This is a genomic window from Roseibium sp. AWQ4_254 (assembly GCF_056161025.1).
Genome location: NZ_JBSWYH010000030.1, coordinates 24171 through 47417, shown reverse-complemented (window position 1 = coordinate 47417; position 23247 = coordinate 24171). Strand labels below are relative to the sequence as shown.

At 59.0% G+C, this 23247-nt stretch carries 21 protein-coding genes; 16 read left to right on the top strand and 5 right to left on the bottom strand.

Features of this window, described 5'->3' with window-relative positions; genetic code table 11:
- The gene (gene nqrF, locus ACXAIC_RS20275; protein WP_475184412.1) at positions 1 to 1221 is read left to right on the top strand and encodes an NADH:ubiquinone reductase (Na(+)-transporting) subunit F; all 1221 of its coding nucleotides are present in this window, start codon (positions 1 to 3) and stop codon (positions 1219 to 1221) included.
- Between the two features lie 229 nt (positions 1222 to 1450).
- Positions 1451 to 1867, top strand: a complete 417-nt coding sequence (locus ACXAIC_RS20270) for a GlcG/HbpS family heme-binding protein (protein ID WP_475184409.1) — start codon at positions 1451 to 1453, stop codon at positions 1865 to 1867.
- A 658-nt stretch (positions 1868 to 2525) separates the two neighbouring features.
- Here the strand turns inward: ACXAIC_RS20270 and ACXAIC_RS20265 are convergent.
- From ACXAIC_RS20265 to ACXAIC_RS20250, 4 genes are all read right to left on the bottom strand, one after another.
- Positions 2526 to 3209 carry a hypothetical protein gene (locus tag ACXAIC_RS20265; RefSeq protein WP_475184408.1) on the bottom strand — a complete coding sequence of 228 codons (684 nt, stop codon included), beginning with the start codon at positions 3207 to 3209 and terminating at the stop codon, positions 2526 to 2528.
- A 56-nt stretch (positions 3210 to 3265) separates the two neighbouring features.
- Complete coding sequence (locus ACXAIC_RS20260; RefSeq protein WP_475184405.1) at positions 3266 to 4894, bottom strand: RNA-directed DNA polymerase; 1629 nt, start codon at positions 4892 to 4894, stop codon at positions 3266 to 3268.
- A gap of 429 nt (positions 4895 to 5323) precedes the next feature.
- Complete coding sequence (locus ACXAIC_RS20255) at positions 5324 to 6355, bottom strand: L-idonate 5-dehydrogenase (RefSeq protein WP_475184403.1); 1032 nt, start codon at positions 6353 to 6355, stop codon at positions 5324 to 5326.
- A gap of 8 nt (positions 6356 to 6363) precedes the next feature.
- Complete coding sequence (locus tag ACXAIC_RS20250; RefSeq protein WP_475184400.1) at positions 6364 to 7311, bottom strand: 2-hydroxyacid dehydrogenase; 948 nt, start codon at positions 7309 to 7311, stop codon at positions 6364 to 6366.
- Between the two features lie 84 nt (positions 7312 to 7395).
- On the opposite strand from ACXAIC_RS20250, the gene ACXAIC_RS20245 reads away from it, so the two are divergent.
- The 5 genes from ACXAIC_RS20245 (at position 7396) to ACXAIC_RS20225 (ending at position 11056) form a co-directional block, all read left to right on the top strand.
- Entirely contained in the window at positions 7396 to 8163 is a 768-nt protein-coding gene (locus ACXAIC_RS20245) for an SDR family oxidoreductase (RefSeq protein ID WP_475184397.1), read from the top strand.
- Positions 8164 to 8180: 17 nt separating this feature from the next.
- Positions 8181 to 8663 (top strand): gluconokinase, encoded by a 483-nt coding sequence (locus tag ACXAIC_RS20240; protein ID WP_475184445.1) that lies wholly within the window; start codon positions 8181 to 8183, stop codon positions 8661 to 8663.
- A complete protein-coding gene (locus ACXAIC_RS20235) occupies positions 8660 to 9547 on the top strand; it encodes an NAD(P)-dependent oxidoreductase (RefSeq protein WP_475184395.1) in 888 nt (295 codons plus the stop codon). Before ACXAIC_RS20240 ends, ACXAIC_RS20235 begins: the two co-directional genes overlap by 4 nt.
- On the top strand, positions 9544 to 9882 hold the full coding sequence (locus ACXAIC_RS20230; RefSeq protein ID WP_475184393.1) for a hypothetical protein: 339 nt from the start codon (positions 9544 to 9546) through the stop codon (positions 9880 to 9882). Before ACXAIC_RS20235 ends, ACXAIC_RS20230 begins: the two co-directional genes overlap by 4 nt.
- A gap of 157 nt (positions 9883 to 10039) precedes the next feature.
- Complete coding sequence (locus ACXAIC_RS20225) at positions 10040 to 11056, top strand: LacI family DNA-binding transcriptional regulator (protein ID WP_475184391.1); 1017 nt, start codon at positions 10040 to 10042, stop codon at positions 11054 to 11056.
- Between the two features lie 183 nt (positions 11057 to 11239).
- Here the strand turns inward: ACXAIC_RS20225 and ACXAIC_RS20220 are convergent, their stop codons facing one another.
- Complete coding sequence (locus ACXAIC_RS20220; protein WP_475184388.1) at positions 11240 to 12256, bottom strand: LacI family DNA-binding transcriptional regulator; 1017 nt, start codon at positions 12254 to 12256, stop codon at positions 11240 to 11242.
- 143 nt (positions 12257 to 12399) lie between these two features.
- On the opposite strand from ACXAIC_RS20220, the gene ACXAIC_RS20215 reads away from it, so the two are divergent.
- From ACXAIC_RS20215 to ACXAIC_RS20175, 9 genes are all read left to right on the top strand, one after another.
- Positions 12400 to 13908 carry a sugar ABC transporter ATP-binding protein gene (locus ACXAIC_RS20215; protein ID WP_475184384.1) on the top strand — a complete coding sequence of 503 codons (1509 nt, stop codon included), beginning with the start codon at positions 12400 to 12402 and terminating at the stop codon, positions 13906 to 13908.
- Positions 13909 to 13918: 10 nt separating this feature from the next.
- Complete coding sequence (locus ACXAIC_RS20210) at positions 13919 to 14941, top strand: ABC transporter permease (RefSeq protein ID WP_475184379.1); 1023 nt, start codon at positions 13919 to 13921, stop codon at positions 14939 to 14941.
- A 20-nt stretch (positions 14942 to 14961) separates the two neighbouring features.
- Positions 14962 to 16011, top strand: a complete 1050-nt coding sequence (locus ACXAIC_RS20205; protein ID WP_475184377.1) for a substrate-binding domain-containing protein — start codon at positions 14962 to 14964, stop codon at positions 16009 to 16011.
- A gap of 150 nt (positions 16012 to 16161) precedes the next feature.
- Complete coding sequence (locus tag ACXAIC_RS20200; protein ID WP_475184374.1) at positions 16162 to 16920, top strand: ATP-binding cassette domain-containing protein; 759 nt, start codon at positions 16162 to 16164, stop codon at positions 16918 to 16920.
- Between the two features lie 9 nt (positions 16921 to 16929).
- Positions 16930 to 18066, top strand: coding sequence for an ABC transporter permease (locus ACXAIC_RS20195; RefSeq protein ID WP_475184372.1), 1137 nt, complete (start codon positions 16930 to 16932; stop codon positions 18064 to 18066).
- Between the two features lie 38 nt (positions 18067 to 18104).
- Positions 18105 to 19244: a substrate-binding domain-containing protein gene (locus ACXAIC_RS20190; RefSeq protein WP_475184367.1), complete on the top strand. Its 1140-nt coding sequence runs from the start codon at positions 18105 to 18107 to the stop codon at positions 19242 to 19244.
- A 210-nt stretch (positions 19245 to 19454) separates the two neighbouring features.
- On the top strand, positions 19455 to 20450 hold the full coding sequence (locus tag ACXAIC_RS20185) for a LacI family DNA-binding transcriptional regulator (RefSeq protein ID WP_475184364.1): 996 nt from the start codon (positions 19455 to 19457) through the stop codon (positions 20448 to 20450).
- A 310-nt stretch (positions 20451 to 20760) separates the two neighbouring features.
- On the top strand, positions 20761 to 21852 hold the full coding sequence (locus tag ACXAIC_RS20180; RefSeq protein WP_475184360.1) for an ABC transporter ATP-binding protein: 1092 nt from the start codon (positions 20761 to 20763) through the stop codon (positions 21850 to 21852).
- Between the two features lie 28 nt (positions 21853 to 21880).
- Complete coding sequence (locus ACXAIC_RS20175) at positions 21881 to 23212, top strand: extracellular solute-binding protein (RefSeq protein ID WP_475184358.1); 1332 nt, start codon at positions 21881 to 21883, stop codon at positions 23210 to 23212.
- Positions 23213 to 23247 lie beyond the last annotated feature (35 nt).

The window sequence follows — 23247 nt, the reverse complement described above, 5'->3', positions numbered from 1 at the left end:
TTGGCAACGTTTGGACTAGGAATTCTCCTTTTTACCCTGATCGTGCTCGGACTTGTCACGGTCATTCTTGCCGCAAGGTCGAAACTCGTCTCGGTCGGCAATGTCAATATCAGCATCAACGGGGAGAAGACCATCTCCGTGCCGGCCGGCGGCAAGCTGCTGCAGACCCTGGCGGAGCAGAAACTCTTCGTTCCCTCCGCCTGCGGCGGCGGCGGCACCTGTGCCCAGTGCCGGGTGAAGATTCATTCCGGCGGCGGGTCCATCCTGCCGACGGAAGAAAGCCACATCACCAAGCGTGAAGCGGCTTGCGGCGACCGCCTGTCCTGTCAGGTGGCCGTGAAGCAGGACATGGAAATCGAAGTTCCCGAAGAGGTCTTCGGCGTCAAGAAGTGGGAATGCACGGTCCGCTCCAACGAGAACGTGGCCACCTTCATCAAGGCGCTGGTGCTCGAACTGCCCGAGGGCGAGGACGTGAATTTCCGGGCCGGTGGCTATATTCAGATCGAGGCTCCGGCCCACAAGCTGAAATACACCGACTTCGACGTGGAAGACGATTATCGCGGCGACTGGGACCGGTTCAATCTGTGGCAGTATGAATCAGCTGTCAGCGAGCCTGTCGAGCGTGCCTATTCCATGGCCAACTACCCGGAAGAAAAGGGCATGATCATGCTCAACGTCCGCGTGGCGTCGCCGCCTCCGGGCTCTGAGGGCATTCCTCCCGGCAAGATGTCCAGCTACATCTTCAACCTGAAGCCGGGCGACAAGGTTACGATTTCCGGTCCGTTCGGCGAATTCTTCGCCCGCGAAACGGAGAAGGAAATGGTCTTTGTCGGCGGTGGTGCGGGCATGGCTCCCATGCGCAGCCACATCTTCGACCAGCTCAAGCGGCTCAAGTCGAAGCGCAAGATCAGCTTCTGGTACGGGGCCCGCTCCAAGCGCGAGATGTTCTTCGTGGAAGACTTCGACCAGCTGGCAGCAGAAAACGAGAATTTCGAGTGGCATGTCGCCTTGTCCGACGCGCTGCCCGAAGACGAGTGGACCGGCTATACAGGCTTCATTCACAATGTCCTTTACGACGAATATCTGAAGGATCACCCGGCGCCTGAGGATTGTGAGTTCTACATGTGTGGCCCTCCCATCATGAACCAGTCCGTGATCAACATGCTGCTTGATCTCGGGGTGGACCGGGAAGACATCATGCTTGACGATTTCGGCGGCTGATTGGTCTTCACGCTTCAAAAACCCTCCAATCGCAGTCACGATGCAATCTATGCTCGGCTCGATTGGAGGGTTTTTTGTCGTAAATACAAAGTGTTATGAGGATTTTTTGATTGAGTGTTTTGGGTCTTTTCTGGCAGGAGCAGCAGCGATGGACCCGCGCCGTCATGACCTTGAAAGACAGCCGCGAAAAGCAGGACAGACCGGCAGACCTGAACCGGGGGAGAGATAAATGGACTATACCAAGGACACAAAAGTACTGACGCACCATGCAGCCATGGTCATGCTGGCGGCGGCCATTGCGCGCGCGGAAGAGCTTGGTCAGCCGCAATGCATTGTGATCGTTGATACGAGCGGGGAGGTGCTGGCCGAAATCCGCATGACCGGCGCCAAGTTTCTCAGCCGCAAGAGTGCGCTTGCAAAAGCCCTGACCGCTGCTTCCATTGCCGCCCCAAGCACGAATATTCCGGAAGCGGTGCGCCCCTTCATCGGGCTGGCGACGGATGGCAAGGTTACGGGCCTGCCCGGCGGGTTGCCCATTTCCCTCGGCGGCTGCCATTTAGGCGGCATCGGCATCGGCTCCGGCTCGGGGGAGCAGGATATCGAGGTGGCAACGGCCGCGTTGAACGCCATCGGCGCAGATGTTTGACGCTTTGAGGCTGAAAGTGTAAATGGGGTCCGCTCCGGTAGGGGGCTGGATCGTACGGAATACCAACCTCACTAGATAGGAACCGATCTGACCGTGTTTGGAGACTGTTCGGCAAGGAGCAGGTTGCAGGGCGATATGGTTTATCGTTCAAAACCTGGGACGCAGCTGAACAGTCCTCAAACACGGCCTTGGTGGCCTGCTCCGGCCCGCCGGACTGCGTTGCGCCGCTTGAACGGCCAACCAGGCCGTCCTGCGCAACGCGCCTTGCCGGCCAATCCGGACCAGCGCCATCAGATGGGTTTCTATCTATTGAGGTTGGTATAAGTGTCCACAAGGGGCTCGTTCAGGGTTCAGTTACACTGACGTCTGAAAACAGCAAAAAATCTGCCGCTCAAGCGTATCTCATAGCTGGACCGATGAAATCCTCAGAACGGGTGCCACAAACGGACACCTGCCATTCGCTGCAGGGCGCATGAACGCACACAATGCGGGACGCAGCCGACCTTAGATCAAATGGAACAAACGGCCCTGAGCTGCCATTCAACATCAATTTGTCCAACGACTCCTATGCGGCCTATTGGGGACGTTCGATAGTACGAAGCTACGTTTCAAAGCCATCATTCCCGGTGCGGTTCAATCATGGTCACGCCGAGAGGCCTTACCTACGAACGATTTCATGCTCCACAATCGAGCGCAATGCCTCGCACAGAACCACTCTATTGGAGTTAGAAGAAGCTGACTGCAAAAGTGTATCGAAATTGAACGCGAGGCCGCAATTCCTCCGGGGGTTTAAAAGCAAACAGTCAGTCCAGATTTCATCATCGTGCTCAATCGCACTCGCGTACTTAAGGAGCCAGTACATCAAGACTTGTCGAAAGTCGCCTGCGACGAAGTTCCGGTCTGTGTGCTTCACCTCGACCAAGACTTTGCCTATAGCGAAGTCTCCAGTGCCCGAAGCAATCCATCCCATTCCAGGAATGACCGGACTTCGCTCGATCTGAGAACCCTTTCCCTTGGCAACTCGGCGTAACATTTCGACAAGATTGAGAGCCGCATGCTCTGCGGCCTTCTGGTCACTTTCTTCGACTCTGTTTGGCTTTTGAGCATCGTAATGTCGGCTCTGTCGTTTCAATGCAATGGCAATGCATTCGGCCCATTCCGGCTCTGCTTGGCCGGAAAGGATGAGTTCAGCGCGAGCTATCGACAATTCAAAAAGCATTGCCTTTTGAAGTTGGCTTTGCTCCACTAACTTATCGGGTACTGGAGCCAAACCAGAGTAATAAAACGCATCCCGATTCAGCGCTGCTACCAGCCCTCCACTTAGCCGAGGGAATAGGACCATCTAGGACGCCGGGAATGTCCCTTGCTACCGTCCTGGGATCGCGAAATGGAAGCCTTTTAAGCGTCATTTTTTACCCAGTCTTGGTAACACGCCGCAAATGTCGGTGCCCCGTCATGCTCGAATCCTAGGCGCCAAGATTGCGCGAGTGAACCGCGGAGCTGTTGACGCGCATGCCTACCTTCATCTCCGAAATTTCTAGCTGCAATCCAAAACATTCGCTGCTCATCGGGCGTCAAATTTTGCCATCTGTTGCGCACATAATTGAAACCCGTTCGATCTTGCCAATGGTGCCAACAGTCAATACAGGCTCTCCGAATTGCTGCTGATGAGCTGCGCTCGAAGTTATTCCTAACGAACACTCCTCGAGCATCCGTTCGCGCGAAACGAATAGTGCGTAAAAAATGAAGTAGATTGACTTCTGGCATGAGCAGGTGGGGAGCCGCCACTATTACTCGATCAAGAAGTTGATCTATATCAGGATGGAATTCTGAAAACTCGTCTTTTGCTCGGACTGCATAAACGCCACGCATGATCTTAGACCAAGACGCACGAAACGAGTCTAGATTCCCTACATCTAGAAGTGTTTCGCATAGCTGAGCGGCGACTTTGGGTTCTTGAAATTTTAACGCGCGACTAATTTGCGCAACGACGAAGCTATCCGGCTGAGATTTGTCTTTTTCGAGATCAATGAGAAATTGAACATCAATCTTTTTGAACGATTCCTTAAGTTGCTCGTACTCCGCCTGTGCCGTGTCGGAATAAGGATCGAAGTGCAAATCCAAGTCTCTCAGGTCGGCACTTGCATCTTCACCTTCACCGAGTTGTGCCGCTACATAGTCAGTATAATGCTTCGCACTCAAGGTCGTAGTCTTCGTGCGGTTCAGCGAAAGACCATAGTCAGCAAGCGCATGGGACAACGCTGACAGAGCCTCGTATGCGTGCTGGCGTGAGTTACAAATAAGCGTGAAGTCGTCAACGTACCGATGCCAGACGATACCTGCATCAGACAGTGATCTGTCGATTGGTGTCATCATAGTTTCGGCGAGGATGCGTGCGCATTGACCTCCAACGGGAAGCCCGAAAGATCGCCCTGCCGCAAGTTTGCTTAGGATGCGATCAATTTGCAAGGCCACGCTCGAGTTTGCAGCGCCCAAATCCTTGATGACGTTCTCGAGCCGGTGATGGTAAATGTGCTCATAAAAGCTTGAGATGTCCGTTTGAACGACCATGCATCCATCTACCTTTAGCGCTTCTTCTTTGAGCGTCGCTTCCTTGAAGGTTCGCCAAGAGCGGCTGCGGTCAAAGAAGGCAGCCGCTTCGTTTCCTAACCTATAGGAGTGGACCCGCTCACTGCGGTTTGGTTCATTCGCTTGAGCTATGGCAAGGCCTAGGCCATTCAGATACAGATTCCAAAACGGATGTATTTTCGTCGTGATCCTAAATCCATTGGAACCAGACGGCGCTAGTAGTCGCTCAGCGCCTATCGTGAGCTCGTCCAAAAAATCTTTCGCGTCTTTGAAGCTCTTCTGATCGATCTCATGGAACAGATTAAAGCATATATCTGCAAAACCCTCAGCGTTATCACGAATAAATCCAGCATCCATATCATATGGGAGCGTATCGTTCTCGCCGCTCCGACCAATTTCGACAGCCGCTCTCAAGAAGTCATCACGCAATACCTGCAAGTTATCACCTTTCAATAATCGCCCCGTATGTAATTGGGTTGCAAAGCAACTTATCCGAGAGAGTTATGCAATCTAAAATGGAAAGAGTCTAGCGACGTCCGCTTCCGGATCCCTTCCGGACTTTAGTCCTTGATGCCGTAAAAGTCTTCTTCCCGCCCATTTTCGAATTCAGCGCACCGCCCCGAAGGTCTTGGACGGGCTCCAAGCAGACCTTAGCTGCGGCTCAAACGAATGGCTGCATTCGTTATCGTACGAGTCTGCCTCCGCCCCACCGGACTCGACCCCTAAATGCAGCGGAGAGGCCAATGGTCTCTCCGGCACTTTTCTCTGAGCAGGACGGGTTCATCAGGTGTTAAACCGCTTTGTCTTTTGCACTGGCATTTCTAATGTCCGGTAGCAAAAGGCAAATCCGATGAACCGCGACTTGATCTAGGCGAAGGCGATCTGGGCCTTGACGGCCTGGTTGCGGTCGCCGGCTGTTTCAAAGGCAGTGACGGCGTCCTCCAGCGCAAAGGTCTGGGTGATGAACGGCTTGACGTCGATCAACCCCTTTTGCATCAGGCTGACGGCGGTGAAAAATTCCTCGTGGAACCGGAACGAGCCTTTCAGGACCAGTTCCTTGGCCGTGATGGCCATCATCGGCAAGGTCATGTCACCGCCCAGGCCGAGCTGGAGAATGGTGCCTCCGGGCTGCAGCGCCATGATCCCGGCGGACAGGGCAGGGGCCGCGCCGGAACATTCATAGAGAATGTCAAATGTGCCTTTGTCGGCGGAAAAGCGCTCAAGCGCGTCCGGGGTCTGCGACATGTTGAGGGTCAGATCGGCCCCGGCTTCCTTGGCCTTTTGCAGCGTGTAGCCGCTCAGGTCCGTTGCGACGATCAGGTCGGCCCCTGCACGCCGGGCGGCCAGAATGCTCAAGATGCCGATCGGGCCGCAGCCGGTCACCAGCACCGATTTTCCCATCATCGGCCCTGCGTGCCGGGTGGCATGCAGACAGACCGACAGGGGTTCGGCCATGGCCGCTTCGCCGGAGGTTAACCCATCTGCGGGCGCACATTGGGCCGCTTCGGCCACCAGCACCTGCCGGAAGGCACCCTGAATATGCGGAAATGGCATGGCGCTGCCGTAAAACCGCATGTTGAGGCACTGGTTGAACCGGCCCTCACGGCAGTAGCGGCACGTGCCACAGGGGCGGGAGGGGGAGACGGCGACCAGCTGGCCAAGTGTCAGACCGGTAACACCTTCGCCCAGGGCGGTGATATGGCCGGAGACCTCATGGCCCAAGATCATGGGCTCCTTCAGGCGCACGGTGCCAAAGCCGCCATGGTTGAAATAATGCAGATCGGATCCGCAGATACCGCCGGAGGCCAGGGCGATCTGAACCTCGCCGGGACCGGGCTGCGCAGCTTCGCGCTCCTCGATGCGCAGGTCCCTGGCAGCGTGGATGACGATGGATTTCATGGAGTGCCTCACAAGACCGGGGTGGGCAGGGCCTCGCCTGCAAAATGGGCCGTCAGATTGTCGCGGACCAGCTGGCCCATGGCCTTTCTGGTTTCAAAGGTGCCGGACGCGTGGTGGGGCTGCAGCAGCACATTGCCCAGCTTTAAAAAGCGCGGGTTGAGTGCGGGTTCGCCTTCAAACACATCGAGCGCTGCCGATCCGAGCCGCCCGTCCTCCAGGGCGTCCAGAAGGGCGTCCTCGTCGATATTGGAGGCGCGGCTGATATTGATGATCATGCCCTCAGGGCCGAGTGCCTCAATCACCTGTCTGTTGACGATATGGCGGGTCTTCGCGGACGCGGCCAGAGTGACGAACAGAAAATCGGAGTCTTTTGCCAGCGCCACCGGATCGGCCACGAAGCGCCAGTCCCTTGCATAGTCTTTCGCGGCCACATCCGAATAGGAGATTTCCAGATCGAAACCGGCCAGACGCTTGGCCACTTCAAATCCGATCCGGCCAAGGCCCAGCACACCGGCCCGTTTGCCCCAGACCCTGGATTTGAGCGGATAAAGGCCCTTTTCCTGCCAGCTGCCATCGCGCACCCAGCTTTCCGCGCCAATCATGCCGCGGGACTGGACCAGCATCATGGCGACGCCCAGATCTGCCACATCATTGGTCAGGACATCCGGTGTGTTGGTCACGCGGATGCCCTTTTCCCGGCAGGCGTCCAGATCAACAGCGTCGAAGCCGACCCCATAGACGGAGATGATTTCCAGGTTGGGGCAGGCGTCGATCATGGCCCGGTCCGCCCCCAATTCACCCCGGGTTGCGATCCCGCGAATGCTTGGCCCCACCGACTGCAGAAAGGCAGCGCGGTCGCCGGCTTCGAAATATTTGTGCATGGTGAAGGCCTGGTCCAGCGGGCCCTGGTCCCACTCGGGATAAGGGCCAACCTGGAGAATATCAGCTTTTCTCATTTTATGTGCTCTCGGCTTGACAAGTTATGTTATCGATAACATAACAAATCACCATGTCAATTGTTTCGCAGTGAAGGAATGAAAATGAGCCTCGCCTTGTTCGACCTGTCCGGCAAACGGGCCTTGATCACCGGGTCCTCCCAGGGGATCGGATTTGCCCTTGCACGCGGCCTTGCCCAAGCCGGTGCGGAAATTGTGTTGAACGGGCGGGACGGGGCCAAACTGCGGGCGGCAGCCGAAAGCCTGAGGGCCGAGGGCTACATGGTCCATGAGCTCGGCTTTGATGTGACCGATCATGCGGCGGCCCGGGCAGCCGTGGACCGGTTTGAAGATGGCACCGGGGCGATCGATATTCTGGTCAACAATGCGGGCATGCAGCACCGCACGCCGCTGGAGGACTTTCCGGCCGACGCGTTTGAGCGCCTGCTGCAGACGAATATTGCCTCGGTCTTTCATGTGGGCCAGGCGGTGGCCCGGCACATGATCGGGCGCGGGCGCGGCAAGATCGTCAATATCTGTTCCGTTCAGACCGCCCTGGCCCGTCCCGGCATTGCCCCCTACACCATGACCAAGGGGGCGGTCGCCAACCTGACCAAGGGCATGGCCACTGACTGGGCCAAACACGGCCTGCAATGCAACGGCCTGGCGCCCGGATATTTCGACACGCCGCTCAATGCGGCGCTGGTCAATGATCCGGAGTTCAGCGCATGGCTTGAAAAACGGACCCCGGCAGGCCGTTGGGGCAAGGTTGAGGAACTGGTTGGCACCTGCATCTTCCTGTCTTCTGAGGCGTCGTCCTTCGTGAATGGAACCACGGTCTTTGTGGACGGCGGCATCTCGGTGTCGCTGTGACGGACGCTTATGTGATGATGGGGGTGTCCGGCTGTGGCAAGAGCGAGATCGGCAAACGGTTCTCACTGGCCATCGGGGCGGCGTTCTTCGACGGGGATTCGCTGCATCCGGAAGAAAACATCGCGAAGATGAGCCGGGGTGAGCCGCTGGACGACACGGACCGGGCGCCCTGGCTGGACCGGATCGGCGGCCGTTTTGCAGCGGCAACCGAACCGACCGTGATTGCCTGCTCTGCCCTCAAGCGTGTGTACCGGGAGCGGATTTCCGAAAAGGCGGGCCGCCCCGTGACCTTTCTCTTTCTGGAAGGCACGCGCGAGGTGCTGAGCGGGCGGATGCAGCACCGCACCGGCCATTTCATGCCGGTGGCCCTTCTGGACAGCCAGTTGGCGACTCTGGAGCCCCCGGCGGCCGACGAGAGGTCGGTTAAAGCCTCAATTGATCAACCGCCCGGCCAGATTGTCGCGCAGTTTCTGACAGCGCTCGGAAAGGAGCCGAAATGAGTGAAAATGTCGCCCTGATCGGGGCTGGTGCCATGGGCGGGGCCATCGGCACCCGCTTGCTGGAAACCGGCAACCGGCTCTGTGTGTTTGACCTGGATCCGGACAAGGTCGCCGTGCTGGTGGCCAAGGGCGCTGTTGCGGCGCCCAGTGCGGCTGAGGCCGCGCGGCAGTCGGATGCGGTGATTACCAGCTTGAATTCCCCGAAAATCGTCGAAGCAGCGGTTTTCGGATCCGGCGGTGTTGCCGAGGGCGCACGGCCGGGAACCTTGATCATCGACATGTCGTCCATTGATCCGGACGCAACACGGGGGCTCGCCGGACGGGCGGCTGAGGCGGACCTGCGGTGGGTGGACAGCCCGCTCTCCGGTGGAGCCCCGAAGGCCCTGACAGGGGAGCTGACGTTGATGGCCGGCGGCGCCCCGCAGGACGTGGCTGATGCCCACAAAGTGCTCAAACATGTGAGTGCCAACTACACCCATATGGGACCGGCGGGCGCCGGGCAGACCACCAAGCTGATCAACCAGGTTCTGTGCGGGCTCGGATTTCTGGCGGTGGCGGAAGCCGCCCAGCTGGCGCTGGATGCGGGAGTTGACGCGGCCAAGATCCCGGTTGCCCTCAAAGGCGGGAGGGCGGACAGCGCCTTGCTTCAGGAATATATGCCCCGCTTTGTCGCGCGCGATTACCGGCGCACCGGCCGGATCGACAATATGGTCAAGGATCTGAACGGCGCGCTGGACCTTGCCCGCCGCAGCAACACCTCCATGCCCCTGACCGCGCTTTGTGCCGAGGTCCACCGGATGCTGACGGCAGCCGGTCTTGGCGGCGAGGACCAGGCGGCACTGATGGAATTTTTCAAGGGACCGGACAAGGAGCAGTTCAAATGATTACCCGTTTTGCCCTGTTTGAAGGCAGCATCAAACCCGGCCGCACGGAGGCGTTCCGTGCAGCTGTCACCGACCGGCTGGTGCCGCTCTGGCGCCAGTTTCCCGGCAACAGCGATGTCCGGGTCATGTTTGGCGAGGAGCGGGACGAAGGCGCGCCGGAATTTCCCCTGATCCTGGCCATAACCTATCCGGACCGGGCCGCGATGGACGGGGCACTGGTCAGCGACGCCCGGACCCGGTCGCGGGATGTGACCGGAGAGATTGTTGCGGAGTTTTTCGATGGTCATATCCACCACCATGTGACGGAAGCCGGCGAATATAAATCAGGCGCCTGAGCTGGGACTGGCAGCCGCCGGGCCGAAATCTGTGTTTGAGCGGTGTCTCAACCGGTCAGACATTTGCAGCCTTGGCGCTGAAGTGACTATGTCTGACCGGTAAGGGGCTGGTCCGTCCCGGAGCAGGGGAAGACAAGGGCAAGTGAACGGAGACAGAATGCAGCGCGCCGTAACCATGAAGGATGTGGCCCAGGAGGCGGGGGTCTCCGTCATGACGGTCAGCCGGGCCTTCAAGCAGCATGCGTCTGTGGGGGAAGAGACCCGCAAGCGGATTCTGGCGATCGCTGATGCGCTGGGATATGTCTTTGACAGCAACGCAGCCACCTTCCGTTCCCAGCGGACCGGGTTCGTCGCAGTTGCCATTCCTTCGCTGAACAATGCCAACTTCGCCGATACGGTCGGGGCCCTGTCTGAAGAACTCAAGGAAGGGGATCTCCAGGTTCTTCTGGGCTATAGCAATTACGACATTCACGAAGAAGAAGAGATTGTCGAACAGTTTCTAAAGCGCCGCCCGGAAGCGATTGTGCTCACCGGAGGGCGGCATACGCCCAAGACCCGCCAGCTTCTGGAACGGGCGCAGATCCCGGTGGTCGAGACCTGGGACCTGCCGGAAGAGCCCATCGGGCATGTGGTCGGGTTTTCCAATGCCCAGACTATGCGGTCTCTGGTCAGCCATCTGGTTGAGACCGGGCGCACGCGCATCGCCTTTATCGGCGGGGATACGGATGGGGACACCCGTGGCTCCGACCGGCGCCGGGGTTTTGTCAGCGCCATGCAAGAACAGGGCCTGCCGGCCGGGCGTCTGATCGGGGCCGGGGAGCCGCCGATCTCCATGCGCGAAGGGGCGGATGCCATGGCCCGGCTGCTCGCAGATCATCCCGATACGCAGGCGGTGATCTGTGTTTCCGACCTGTCCGCGTTCGGAGCCTTGACCGAATGCATGCGCAAGGGGGTCAAGGTACCCGAAGACATCGCGATTGCCGGGTTCGGGGCCTATGATATTTCGTCCATCTGTGTGCCGACGCTGACGACTGTCGATCCGCATCCGGCCGAGATTGGCCGCAGGACCGGCATTCTCATCCGCCATCTGTTGCGCGGGGAGGGCGGGAATAGCGTGGCGGCCGAGCGGATCGTCGTCGCCCCTGATCTCAGCCCGGGCGGGTCCAGTGCCTGAAGGGCGCTCTCGTGTGGTTGAATTGAAATACACCTCATCTGTGCAGCGCGCGCCGTAGCGTATTCCAATTCCGAAAACCACACTAGAAAGATAGGCTTTCCCGTCACCCTCATGAGTGTGAAGTTCGTTCTGAACTCGCTGGAACATGAGACGAACTGCAGATCAGGGTGACTAGAGATCCTGCTATACAGTGTCGCCGGGCACCAGCGTAAAGCCCACATCGTTCACGGGCTGAGCCGTGACCCCGGCAATCCGCAGCAGCAGGTTCTCCGCCGCCAGTTGGCCGATGCGCAGGTGGTTCACGGCCACCGTTGTCAGCCGGTAGGGCAGGACGGAGGCAATCGGCAGCTCCCCCCAGCCTGCAATGCCAAGGTCTCCTGGAATGGAAATGCCCTGGGCCTGGCAGAACTGCACGGCCCCCACCGCCATATTGTCGTTCTGAAAAAAGATGGCCTCCACACCCGGTTCTGCGGAGAGCAGCTGTTCAGTGCCGTAAAACCCTGGGTAAAAGCCTGGAATGTCATTGAGGCAGAGCTGTTTGGTCAGCTTGCCGCCGCCATCTGACACCGCCTTGGAAAATCCGCTCAGCCGGGCAGCGGCCGCATTGGCAGTGTTGCGGGATGTGCCCACATACCCAACCCGCTTATAGCCTCTGGAGAGCAGGAACCGGCCCATGTCATAACCGCTGTCGAAATGGTTGAGACCCACGCACATGTCGACGGGGCTGGAATTCAGATCCCAGATTTCCACCAGGGGAATGGCAGCGCTTCGAAGCAGCTGCAGCGCACGCGGGGTGTGCGCCCGCCCGGTTACGATCAGCCCGGCCGGCTGCCAGGACAGCACCGTCTCGATCCAGTTTTCTTCCTCTTCCAGCGCATGCTGGGTCATGCCCAGAACGGTCTGGTGATTGAATCCGGCCAGCTTGCGGTCGATCCCTTCCAGCACATGGGAGAAGACTTCATTGCCCAGATCGGGAATGCTGACGCCAACAAATGTGGTGCGCTTGTCACCGCCAAAAACTGTCGCGATGCGGTTGGGCAGGTAGCCCAGCCGGTCCACCTCCGCCATCACCTTCTGGCGGGTCTTTTCCGAATAGCCGCCGTCCCCGCGCAGGACCCGGCTGGCCGTCATTTTTGACACACCGGCGGCCCTGGCGACCTCAGATAGGCTTATCGATTTGTTTTTATTATCTATTTTCAAAATTCCTTCTGGAAACGTTATCGATAACTTTTTGGGTTGACTCCGATATGTGTCAGGCGGATGATAAAACTACGTTACCGGTAACCTATCGTCCAGTCTTGGGAAGGCTGGCCCGGGAAAAGGTAACGATTGGGAGGAAAATTGTGCCAGGCAGTATTAAGAACCGTCTTTTCTTTGACGGGATCCAAAAGCATTTCGGCGGCACTTATGCCGTGCGCGACGTCTCGCTTGCGATTGACCGCGGTGAGATTGTTGCCCTTCTTGGGGAGAACGGCGCTGGCAAATCGACTTTGATCAAGATCCTGGGGGGCATTCACAAACCGGATGCCGGGCAGGTGCTAATCGACGGCACCCCTTACGAGCATCGGCCGGGCGGTTTTGGCCAGCGGCAATCGGTAGCTTTCATCCACCAGGACCTGGGCATGATCGAGTGGATGACCGTGGCCGAAAACATGGCGCTCGCGCTGGGGTTTTCCAAGAAATTCGGACTGATCAACTGGGGCGACGCCGACAGTTTGGCCGAAGAGGCTTTGGCCCGGGTGGGCTGCGACTTTTCGCCCTCGACACGGGTGCAGGATCTGTCGCGCACGGAAAAATCGCTTGTGGCGATTGCACGGGCGTTGGCGGTCGAGTGTGACTTTCTGGTTCTCGATGAGCCGACAGCCTCACTGCCGGCCGATGAGGTGTCGCGCCTGTTCGAGGCCTTGAGGCCCCTGCGCGAGCGGGGTGTCGGCATGATCTATGTGTCCCACCGGCTGGACGAGATCTTTCAGATTGCGGACCGGGTGGCCGTGCTCCGGGACGGCGAGCTTGTGGGGGTGCGGGCAATCCAGCACACCACCGCAGAAGAGCTTGTTCATATGATTGTCGGGCGCAAGACCCGGCAGGTGAGCAAACTCGACGAGCCCCGAGGGAAGCCAGTTCTCTCGGTCAAGGAGCTGAAGACGGGCAATGCGGGGCCTGTCGATTTCACCTTGCACCGGAATGAGCTGGTCGGGCTTGTCGGGTTGCGCGGGGCTGGGCACGAGGAAATCGCGCGCGCCCTTTATGGTCTGGAGCCCCATTCAGGCTCGGTCGATCTGGCCGCTGTTGGGGCTCCGGACCTGCGCACACCGAAAACCGCTCTGGATTGCGGTATCGGGTTGGTCGCGCGCGATAGAACGGAAGAATCTGTTGCCTTGCCGCTGACCATCCGGGAAAACACCTTTCTCAATCCGGCCGCCACTGGCCGGGGCTTGTTTTCGGTTCTGTCGCCGGAGGCGGAAACCAGACAGGCCGAAGAAATCGGGCGCAATGTTGCCCTCAGCCCGAACGACCAGACCCTGGCCATTGAGGCTTTGTCCGGCGGCAACCAGCAAAAGGTGGTGATTGCCCGCTGGCTGGCGACGAAGAGAAAGCTGCTGATCTGCGAAGATCCGACCGCCGGGGTCGATGTGGGCGCCAAGGCGGAAATCTACGCGCTTTTGAACAAGGCCCTTCTGGAAGGGGTCGGTATCCTGCTTGTGTCGACGGATTTTGAAGAAGTCGCCACCATCTGCCACCGGGCGATCGTCTTCAGCCAGGGACGGATTGTCGGGGAATTGTCGGGTACAAAATTATCGACGGAAAATCTGATTCAGGCCGCGTCGGCCAGTAACGTCGCAGCCGCTTGAGGAACTGAGAATGCAATCACTTGAATCCAACGCGCTTGAACCCACAAAATCGGAATTGGACGGCCTGTCCGCGCGCGCCAAACTCCTTCGGTTTCTGCCGGTCTACGGGCTGGTGATCCTGACACTGATCTTGATCCTGCTGTTTTCGATCCTGCTGCCGACGACGTTTCCGACACTCTTGAACCTGCGCGCGATCATTTCCGACAAGGCGATCATCGCCTTGCTGTCCCTGGGGGCCATGATCCCCATGGCGGCGGGCCGGATCGACCTGACCGTGGGCTATGGCATCGTGCTTTGGCACATTCTGGCGATCAGCCTGCAGACCATGCTGGGGCTGCCCTGGCCGATGGCAGTCATGATCGTGCTGCTGCTCGGCGCCATGAGCGGCTTTTTCAACGGGCTGCTGGTGGAGGTGGCCCGCATCGACAGCTTCATTGCCACGCTTGGCACCGGCACGGTTCTTTACGCCATAGCGTTGTGGCACACGGGCGGCCGCCAGATGGTCGGTGTGCTGCCGGAAGGCTTTTACGACCTGAGCACGACCTTTGTCTTCGGTCTGCCGATAACCGGGTATTATCTGATCGCGATCACGGTCTGCATGTGGCTGCTGCTCGAATACACGCCGGTCGGCCGCTATCTTTATGCCATTGGCGCGAACCAGCGGGCGGCCCAGCTGAACGGCATTCCCACACGTAAATACGTGATCGGGGCATTTATGGCCTCCGGCACCATGACGGCGCTGGCCGGGGTGCTCCTGGCCTCCAAGCTGCGGATTGGCCAGGCCAGTGTCGGGCTTGAATTTCTGCTGCCGGCCCTGGTCGGGGCATTTCTCGGGTCAACCACCATCAAGCCGGGACGGGTCAATGTCTGGGGCACCATTGTCGGTGTTGCCATTCTGGCCGTGGGCATTTCCGGCATTCAGCAATTCGGCGGCTCCTTCTGGGTCGAGCCCCTGTTCAACGGGGTCACGCTGCTGATCGCAATCGGCATCGCCGGGTATGCACAGCGCCGCAAGGGCGCGGTGAAGAAGTAATGTTGCAATGGGAGGAAACTATGCACAAACGTGACTTTTTGAAAACGGTTCTGGCAACAACGATGCTGGCTGGCCTGACGGTTCCGGCCCTGGCGGAAACGCCTTGGGACGGACCGACCACCGGTCCGGCCGCCGCAGATGGCAAGACCATTGTCGTGGTCGCTGCCGATCTGAAAAATGGCGGGATTCTGGGTGTGACCAACGGGGTTGAGGAAGCGGCCCAGAAGATCGGCTGGGAGGTGCGCGTTCTGGACGGCGCTGGGTCGATCCAGGGCCGCACGGCAGCAATCGGCCAGGCCCTGGCACTGCAGCCGGACGGGATCGTCATCAACGGGTTTGACGCGGTCGAGCAGCAGGCTTCCCTGGAAGGTGTGACGGCGGCCAAGATCCCCATGGTGGCTTGGCACTCCGGCCCGAAAATCGGCTGTGATGCGCCGGGCGGTATCTTTGTCAATGTATCGACCGATGCCATGACCGTGTCCGAAGTGGCGGCCAAATGGGCGCTGGAGGATGGCGGATCGGATATCGGGGTCGTGATCTTCACCGATTCCACCTATCAGATCGCCATCGACAAGGCCGACCGGATCAAGGAAACCGTTGAAGCTGGCGGCGGCAAGGTGCTGGAATATGTGGACACACCGATTGCCGACACCTCCACCCGCATGGGGCCTCTGACCACAAGCCTGTTGCAGAAATTCGGTGACAGCTGGACCCATGCGCTGGCGATCAACGATCTTTATTTCGACTTCATGGGTCCGGCTCTTGCCTCTGCTGGTATCTCTCCGGAAGACGGACCCCAGGCGGGCTCTGCAGGCGATGGCTCGGAAGCCGCTTTCCAGCGGATCCGGACCGGCGGCTATCAGGCCATCACCGTGGCCGAGCCGCTCAATCTCCAGGGATGGCAGCTTGTCGACGAGCTGAACCGCGCGGTGCAGGGCGAAGCCTGCTCCGGCTACATCACGTCACCGGCCCTTGTCACCAAGGCGGGACTTGAGAAGATGGGCGACAGCAACTTCTTCGATCCGGACACGCCGTACCGGGAAGCTTACTCCGCCATCTGGGGCAAATAAGGCCGGAGTGTAAGGCGGGCCGCTGGCTGCAGCCGCCAGCGGCCCGCCGACAATCAAAGCACAAAAAATCCAACGGGACGGGGCGTTGCCGCGAACGGGGAAGCTGTATCTGGCTCACCGGCAAATGCCAGGAGGATGAGGAAAACGGTCATGTCGAAAGCACCGTTTGTGCAAATGCGCAACATTACCAAGCGGTTCGGGGGCGTCACCGCCTTATCGAATGTCAATCTCGATGCCTATGAGGGCGAGGTTCTTGCTATTGTCGGGGACAACGGGGCGGGCAAATCCACCCTGATCAAGATCCTGACCGGCGTCTATCAGCCGTCGGAAGGCGACATGTTCATCGATGGCGCCAAGCTGGTCATGAACAGCCATTCCGATGCCATTGCTGAAGGCATTGATGCGGTCTACCAGACACTGGCCCTTGCAGATCACCTTGACCCGTCCGCCAACATGTTTCTGGGCAATGAGCTGACCTGGTCGTTCCTGGGTATCACCATGCTGGACAACAAGCGGATGCGCAGCGAGACGGAGCGTGTCCTGTTCGAACGGCTGGGCGTCCGGCTCCGCTCGCTCGATGTGCCTACGTCCAGCCTGTCGGGCGGGCAGCGGCAGGCGGTTGCCATTGCCAGGGCCGTCTATCACGAGGGCCTGCGCGTGCTCGTCATGGATGAGCCGACCGCGGCGCTCGGCCCCCAGGAAACCGCCCGCACACTCAAGTTGATCAAGGCTCTGAAAGAGCAGGGGCTTGCCGTAATCCTGATCTCCCATTCGCTCGACGATGTTTTTGAAGTCGCCGACAGGGTTCATGTCCAGCGCCGGGGCCGTTGCGCCGGGGTTGTCGACGTCGCCCAGTCAACCCCCAAAGACGTTCTCGCCCTGATCGTGGGCGCGGAAGAAGCGGCCTAGGAGGAACCAATGACAACGGCAGAACAGTCCACTCAACCGGCCGGTCCGGTCACTTTCTCCGACCGTCTGGAACCGTTCCTCGCGATCATTGGCCCCATGGTCATGATCCTGGCCGTGCTGATGTTCATGGGGGTTGCGGAACCGGCGCGGTATTTCCGCCTGTCCAACCTCAATCTTATTTTGCTGGATGCGGCGCTCTACATGCCCATGGCGATGGCCATGACCTTTGTCATCACCCAGCGCGGCATTGACCTGTCCATCGGCTCGATGGCGGCCCTGACCAGCATCATCATGGCCTTTCTGATCAAGCAGTACGGCTTTTCTGCGCCCGTCGCGATCCTGGTAGCGCTTGTCATCGGAGCGCTGTTCGGTCTGATCAACGGGCTCGTGATCACCAAATTCAAGGTGCCGGATCTTATCGGCACGCTGGCTATGGATCTGGTCTACCGGGGATTTGCGCTTGTTATCGCCAAGGGGCTGGTGCTGGCACGTTTTCCAGATCTTCTGACGGAAATCGGCCGCGGACAGATCCCCGGGTTTATCCCGGTTCCGGTCGTGCTTGGCATTGCCACCATGATGATCGGGTACTGGCTTTTGAAAAAGACCTATTTCGGCCGCTACACGGTGGCGATCGGCTCCAACCCGGAAGCTGCGGAAATGACCGGTGTTGCTGTCGACCGCTACAAGATCTACGCCTATGTGCTCATGGGAGCGTCGGCGGCCCTGGCCGGGGTCATGCTGACCGGCAAGCTGAACGCGATCCAGGCGACCTCCGCCCCCTATTTCAATCTGCATGTGATTGCCGCCGTTGTGGTCGGGGGAACGTCTCTCTTCGGCGGGCGCGCATCGATGCTCGGCTCCTTTGCCGGTGTTCTTTTGCTGTCGATGATGATCAACGCCCTTGTGACGTTGCGCATCGAGTTTTTCTGGCAGTCAGTTGCCTCGGGCGCGGTGATAGTTTCATCCGTCGCGCTCTACACCTGGCTGCAGAAAAAAGACCGGGACGGGGCCAAGGGCCTTCTGGCCGGTCTCACGACGCCGGAAAGTCTCCGGCTTGTCCGCTTTTCGGGCGGACTGGCAGCCATTCTCGGATGTCTGCTGCTCGTGGGGGCATTGACCTCCGGCACACCCGTGGCCAGCGGTTAAGGTCCGCACTCACTGCTTTCATCAACAGGGAGGACATGATGAAACATCTGCTCAAATCCACACTATGCATTCTGCTGATGAGCGGCACGGCCGCCATCGCACAGGACAAGCTGCCGCTCAAGGAGCTGCCGGGCATTGCCGAGCGGGACCATTGGGTGCCGGATGAAGTGAACGCTGAAGGCAAGCTTGAAGCGCTGCAGGCAGTCGTCGGGGCGGACGCGGTGCCGTTCTCCGGCAAGCAGGACAAGCCTGTCGAAATCGCACTGATATACCCGTCGGCGGATACGTCCGACTTCTGGGCCCGCAACTATCTGGCCCTCACCAAGCGGCTGGATCAGCTTGGCATCAAATACAACACCACTGAATTTGCCAGCCGTCAGATCGAACACTCGCTGCAATCCACCTACGCCAACCAGGTGCTGCAGGACGGCGACATCTACGACTACGTGATCTTCGGCCCTTCGGAGTTAGCCATCCAGGCGGACAATATCGACAAGCTGGCCGGCAATGATGATTTCAGGACCTATGTCTGGGCCTTTCACACGCCTTTGAAGGACCTGAAAAACCAGCCTGATGTCTGGTTCGACTTCTCCTCTGCTGCCGGTGCGCTGGTCATGTGCGACTATATGCTGGACCGGCTCGGCACTGACGTCACGATGGCAATGAACCGGGGCATTCCGGGTATCACGGACAATCAGCGCTCCGGTGACTTCAAGGACTGCGTCATGGAAAAGGGCGGCTGGAAAGTGGCCTATGAGCACTATGGCGAGTATCAGCAGGAAGGGGGCTATGAAGGCACCAGCCTGATCCTGCAAGCCTATCCGGAAGCAACCATCATCCACAATGCCAACACCGCTATGGCCATGGGCAGCGTCGAGGCGCAGGTCGCCGTCGGCAAGGAAAAGGAGATCTTCTCCACCGGCTGGGGCGGCACCGGCCTTGAGCTGGATGCCATCCGCCGGGGTGAGCTGGACGCTACGCCTATGCGGATGGGCGATGATGTCGGTGCGGCGACGGCCGAGGCGATCCGGGCGGATCTTGAAGAGCGGGCCGCCGAGTTGCCGCTCGTCTTCCTGGGCCGGATCACCGTTGCCCATGACCAGATGAGTGCCGAAGAGCTGGATGCTCTGCAGCAGGAAGCGTTCCGGTTCTCCGGCATTGGAGCGCTGAACCGCTGAGTTTCAGAACGGCAGGGGTGGCCGGCATCCACCTCCATCCGCTGCTGTTTTTCAGTCAGACCGCCACCGGCAGGATCCCTGCCGGTGGCGGCGCAGCATGATCGGGACTTGATTTTTAGGGGCTGCCGCCCCCAGTGTCTTTGAACATTTTTCACTGTTCGCATGAGGCCGGATTTGTCAAAGAGCGATATCAAGCAGGGGCAAGTCACAATGCGCGATGTTGCCAGAGCCGCCGGCGTGTCGCGCATGACAGTGTCCCGTGCTCTGCGCAAGGACAGCCCTGTGTCGCCGGAAACCCGCGACCACATCCTGAAAATCGTCCGGCAGATGAACTATGTGCCTGACCAGATGGCCGGCAGCCTGACGACCAAGAAATCCGGCTTTGTGGCCACCCTTTTGCCGTCTCTCAACAACCTCCACTTTGCGCTGACCGTCCAGGCCCTGACAGAGGAGCTGGAGCATATCGGTCTTCAGATCTTGCTCGGTCATACGGACTATTCGGCGGAGCGCGAAGAGCAGATCATCGAGACGATGCTCCGCCGTCGCCCGGAGGCAATCGTTCTGTCCTATGACGGTCATACGGAACGCACGCTTCAACTGTTGCGGGACGTTGCGGTCCCGGTGATTGAAATCTGGGAGACCCCCAAGGAGCCGATTGAGCACACAGTCGGTTTTTCCAACTTCGAGGCCGCCAGAACCATGACCCTGGAACTGATCGGCAAGGGGTACAGCCGGATTGCCTTTTTGGGGGAAGAACAGGATGACTGGACCCGTGGTGCGGAGCGGCGCAAGGGGTTCGTGGAGGCCATGACTGCGGCGGGCCTGTCCGCCCACCGCATGATCCGGTCTGGCGTGCCGCCCATGACGATTGATGCCGGGGTTGAGGCAGCAGGTCAGCTTCTTGAGCGGTTTCCCGATACCGATTGCGTTTTCTGCGTGTCGGACCTTGCTGCCTTTGGGGCGCAGAGCCGGTTTCTGGCGGGGGGGCTGCGTATCCCGCAAGACATCGCGCTGACCGGGTTTGGCAATTTTGAAGTGTCGCGCTTTGCAACGCCGAGCCTGTCGACGGTGGTTGTGGATCCGGTACGCATCGGCAGGGAAGCCGGGAGGCTGCTGAAGGACATCCTGCTTGCCGGCGCAAAGACGCCCGGCCCGGCGCAGCATGTCCATGTTCCGGCGGAAAGCGAATTCCGGCAAAGCTGCTGATGGCTTTCAGGTGAAGCTGGCGCAATCAGTGTATTGCGCAACACTGGACGCAGCAGGGGAGCTGGCCGAGTTCCTGCGGTCCCAAGGATACTTGGCGCACAAGCAGGCAAGGATCCTCTGAAATAATGTGCCTTTTTGTCTTGATACATCTTTTGCGTGAGGTTTTGGAAATCTTCCCGTCAGATGTATTCATCATGAATCATTAAATTTTGAAGCAATGAGAACTTTTCACTTGTTACCGGTAACATTCGTGATAATGTGACCGGTAACAACAAGGCTTTGCGCCGGATATGGCGCCTTGGGAGGAAAAATGCCGTGTATCCGACTTGAGAACCTCGTCAAGCGCTACGGCGATGTCGAGGTCCTTCACGGAATCAATCTCGATATGGAAGAAAACGAGTTCACCGTGCTCGTCGGACCGTCCGGGTGCGGCAAGTCCACGACGCTGCGCATGATTGCGGGTCTTGAAACGGTGAGCGACGGGGAAATCTTCATTGGTGACTGCGCGGTCAGTGCTCTGGAGCCGAAAGCCAGAGACCTGGCCATGGTGTTTCAGGATTATGCACTCTATCCGCATATGAATGTGGCCAAGAATATGTCGTTTGCTCTGCGTTTGCAGCGCCGGCCCCGTGCGGAAATCGATCAAAAGGTTCAGGAAGTCGCCGAAATGCTCGGTCTGACCGGTCTGCTGCACAGAAAACCCGGCGAGTTGTCGGGCGGTCAGCGCCAGCGCGTGGCCATGGGCAGGGCGCTTACCCGGGATGCGGGCACGTTCCTGTTTGACGAGCCTCTTTCGAACCTGGATGCCAAATTGCGCGGTCAAATGCGGGCCGAACTGGCGCTGATGCGCCAGAAGGTGCGCAAGAATATGATTTACGTGACCCATGACCAGATCGAGGCCATGACCCTGGGCGACCGGATCGTGGTCATGAATGGCGGTTTCATCCAGCAGCAGGGCACTCCAGAGGAATTGTTCAAGCGGCCCACCAACAAATTCGTGGCCGGGTTCCTGGGCTCGCCGCCCATGAACTTTCTTCATGCGGACATCCAGCACCGCGGCGACCAGCCTTTTGTCTGTGGCAACGGTTTTGATCTGGCGCTGCCGGAGGACAAGAAGGCGGCCCTGTCAGCTGCTGGTTCCAACTCTGTGATCCTTGGCATCCGCCCGTCTGACCTGACTTACCAGCCGGGTGCCGGTGAGCACGAGTCCATCGATCTGAAGGTGATCGTCTCTGAATATATCGGGGCCCAGTCCGTGCTCCTGTGTGACTGCGGCGGCGAGAAGGTTGAGGTCGAGTTGAAGTCCGAGACGCCCATTGCCTTGGGCGAAACATTGCGATTTGCGGTCAACAGGGAGGGGATTCACATGTTCGACCGCGAAACCGAGGACGCCATCAGGTGATGGCCTCTTGTCTGTGAGGGAGGAATACATGCTGCAGTATTTGAAAACGACGGTCTGTGCTGTCGCGGGTCTTGCGCTCGGGGCGACTGCCGCTCTGGCAAATCCTTATGAGGAGCATGCCGGGGAAACCTTGGTCGTGAACTTCCCGGCCCACCCGCATTTTGATGCGGTCATGAAAGTTCTGCCGGAATTCACCAAGGAAACCGGCATCAAGGTGGAAGTTGACCAGCTTCAGTACCTGAAGATGCGGGAGCGTCAGACCCTTGAGCTGACCAAGAACCGCGGCGACTATGACCTGATCGCCTATGTGGTCTTCTCCAAGGCGGATTATGTCTATGCAGACCAGCTGGAAAACCTGGCCCGCTTTTTCATGAACCCGAAACTGGCAGATCCCAATTACGACGCTGAAGACCTGATTGATGGCTATGTGGCCAATATCGGCGTTGCAGGCGGCAAGAAGGGCTACCTTCCGGGGCCGACCGGGTCTCTGTTCGGCCTGCCGTTCGGGTCCGAGACCTCCATTCTCGGCTATCGAAAAGATATATTTGAAAAGCATGGTCTCAAGGTCCCCGAAACCTATGACGAGCTTCTGGACCTTGCTTGCAAGATCCCGGAACTGGAGCCGGGCATGGGCGGTCTTGCCTCGCGTGCAGCCTCCGGCCACCATGCCAGCCATGCCTTCCTGTTGCATCTTGCACCGCTCGGCGGACGGATCTTCGATGATGAGTGGCAGCCGATTGTCAACAATGAAGCCGGTGTCAAGGCAGCCGAAGCCCTGAAGAAGATTGTTGATTGCGGGGCCGAAGGCGCCAAGACCTTTGGCTTTGCCGAAGCCGGTGCCTCGTTCCTGCAAGGCAATTCTGCCATGTTCCTGGATTCCACGGTGTTTGCTGGCCAGGTCAACAATCCTGAGAAGTCAAAGGTTGTCGGACTGGTTGGCTGGGCTCCGCACCCGGTTGGTGTCCGGGCCGGCTCACAGACCGGCGGCTTCGGCATCGCGATTCCGAAAAACGCCCAGAACAAGGATGCAGCCTTCCTGCTGATGCAGTGGCTGACCTCCAAGAAGGCGGACAAGCTCATAGCCCTGGCGGGTGGCAACCCGTCCAGATACTCCACCCACGCGGATGCGGATGTGAACGAGAAGTTCCCGCATATGGCGACCTTCGGTGAGGCTCTGAAAAACGCTGACCCGGACTGGCGCCCGATCATTCCGGTCTGGGGCAAGATCAACGCGGATCTCGGCACGACGTTGTCCAAGATCATCGTGGAAGACGCTCCGGTGCGGGAATCGCTGGACGGCGTCGCAGAGCGCACCAAAGCCCTCATGGATGAGGCCGGGTACTACACCTGGACCCAGTAATCCAACACCCTTGCCCCGCAGCATGGCTGCGGGGC

Bases quoted from the DNA above. Each gene is read 5' to 3' on its own strand.
- ACXAIC_RS20270 (WP_475184409.1), top strand. From the start codon at position 1,451: ATGGACTATACCAAGGACACAAAAGTACTGACGCACCATGCAGCCATG.
- ACXAIC_RS20265 (WP_475184408.1), bottom strand. From the start codon at position 3,209: ATGGTCCTATTCCCTCGGCTAAGTGGAGGGCTGGTAGCAGCGCTGAAT.
- ACXAIC_RS20255 (WP_475184403.1), bottom strand. From the start codon at position 6,355: ATGAAATCCATCGTCATCCACGCTGCCAGGGACCTGCGCATCGAGGAG.
- ACXAIC_RS20250 (WP_475184400.1), bottom strand. From the start codon at position 7,311: ATGAGAAAAGCTGATATTCTCCAGGTTGGCCCTTATCCCGAGTGGGAC.
- ACXAIC_RS20245 (WP_475184397.1), top strand. From the start codon at position 7,396: ATGAGCCTCGCCTTGTTCGACCTGTCCGGCAAACGGGCCTTGATCACC.
- ACXAIC_RS20240 (WP_475184445.1), top strand. From the start codon at position 8,181: ATGGGGGTGTCCGGCTGTGGCAAGAGCGAGATCGGCAAACGGTTCTCA.
- ACXAIC_RS20235 (WP_475184395.1), top strand. From the start codon at position 8,660: ATGAGTGAAAATGTCGCCCTGATCGGGGCTGGTGCCATGGGCGGGGCC.
- ACXAIC_RS20230 (WP_475184393.1), top strand. From the start codon at position 9,544: ATGATTACCCGTTTTGCCCTGTTTGAAGGCAGCATCAAACCCGGCCGC.
- ACXAIC_RS20225 (WP_475184391.1), top strand. From the start codon at position 10,040: ATGCAGCGCGCCGTAACCATGAAGGATGTGGCCCAGGAGGCGGGGGTC.
- ACXAIC_RS20210 (WP_475184379.1), top strand. From the start codon at position 13,919: ATGCAATCACTTGAATCCAACGCGCTTGAACCCACAAAATCGGAATTG.
- ACXAIC_RS20205 (WP_475184377.1), top strand. From the start codon at position 14,962: ATGCACAAACGTGACTTTTTGAAAACGGTTCTGGCAACAACGATGCTG.
- ACXAIC_RS20200 (WP_475184374.1), top strand. From the start codon at position 16,162: ATGTCGAAAGCACCGTTTGTGCAAATGCGCAACATTACCAAGCGGTTC.
- ACXAIC_RS20195 (WP_475184372.1), top strand. From the start codon at position 16,930: ATGACAACGGCAGAACAGTCCACTCAACCGGCCGGTCCGGTCACTTTC.
- ACXAIC_RS20190 (WP_475184367.1), top strand. From the start codon at position 18,105: ATGAAACATCTGCTCAAATCCACACTATGCATTCTGCTGATGAGCGGC.
- ACXAIC_RS20185 (WP_475184364.1), top strand. From the start codon at position 19,455: ATGCGCGATGTTGCCAGAGCCGCCGGCGTGTCGCGCATGACAGTGTCC.
- ACXAIC_RS20180 (WP_475184360.1), top strand. From the start codon at position 20,761: ATGCCGTGTATCCGACTTGAGAACCTCGTCAAGCGCTACGGCGATGTC.
- ACXAIC_RS20175 (WP_475184358.1), top strand. From the start codon at position 21,881: ATGCTGCAGTATTTGAAAACGACGGTCTGTGCTGTCGCGGGTCTTGCG.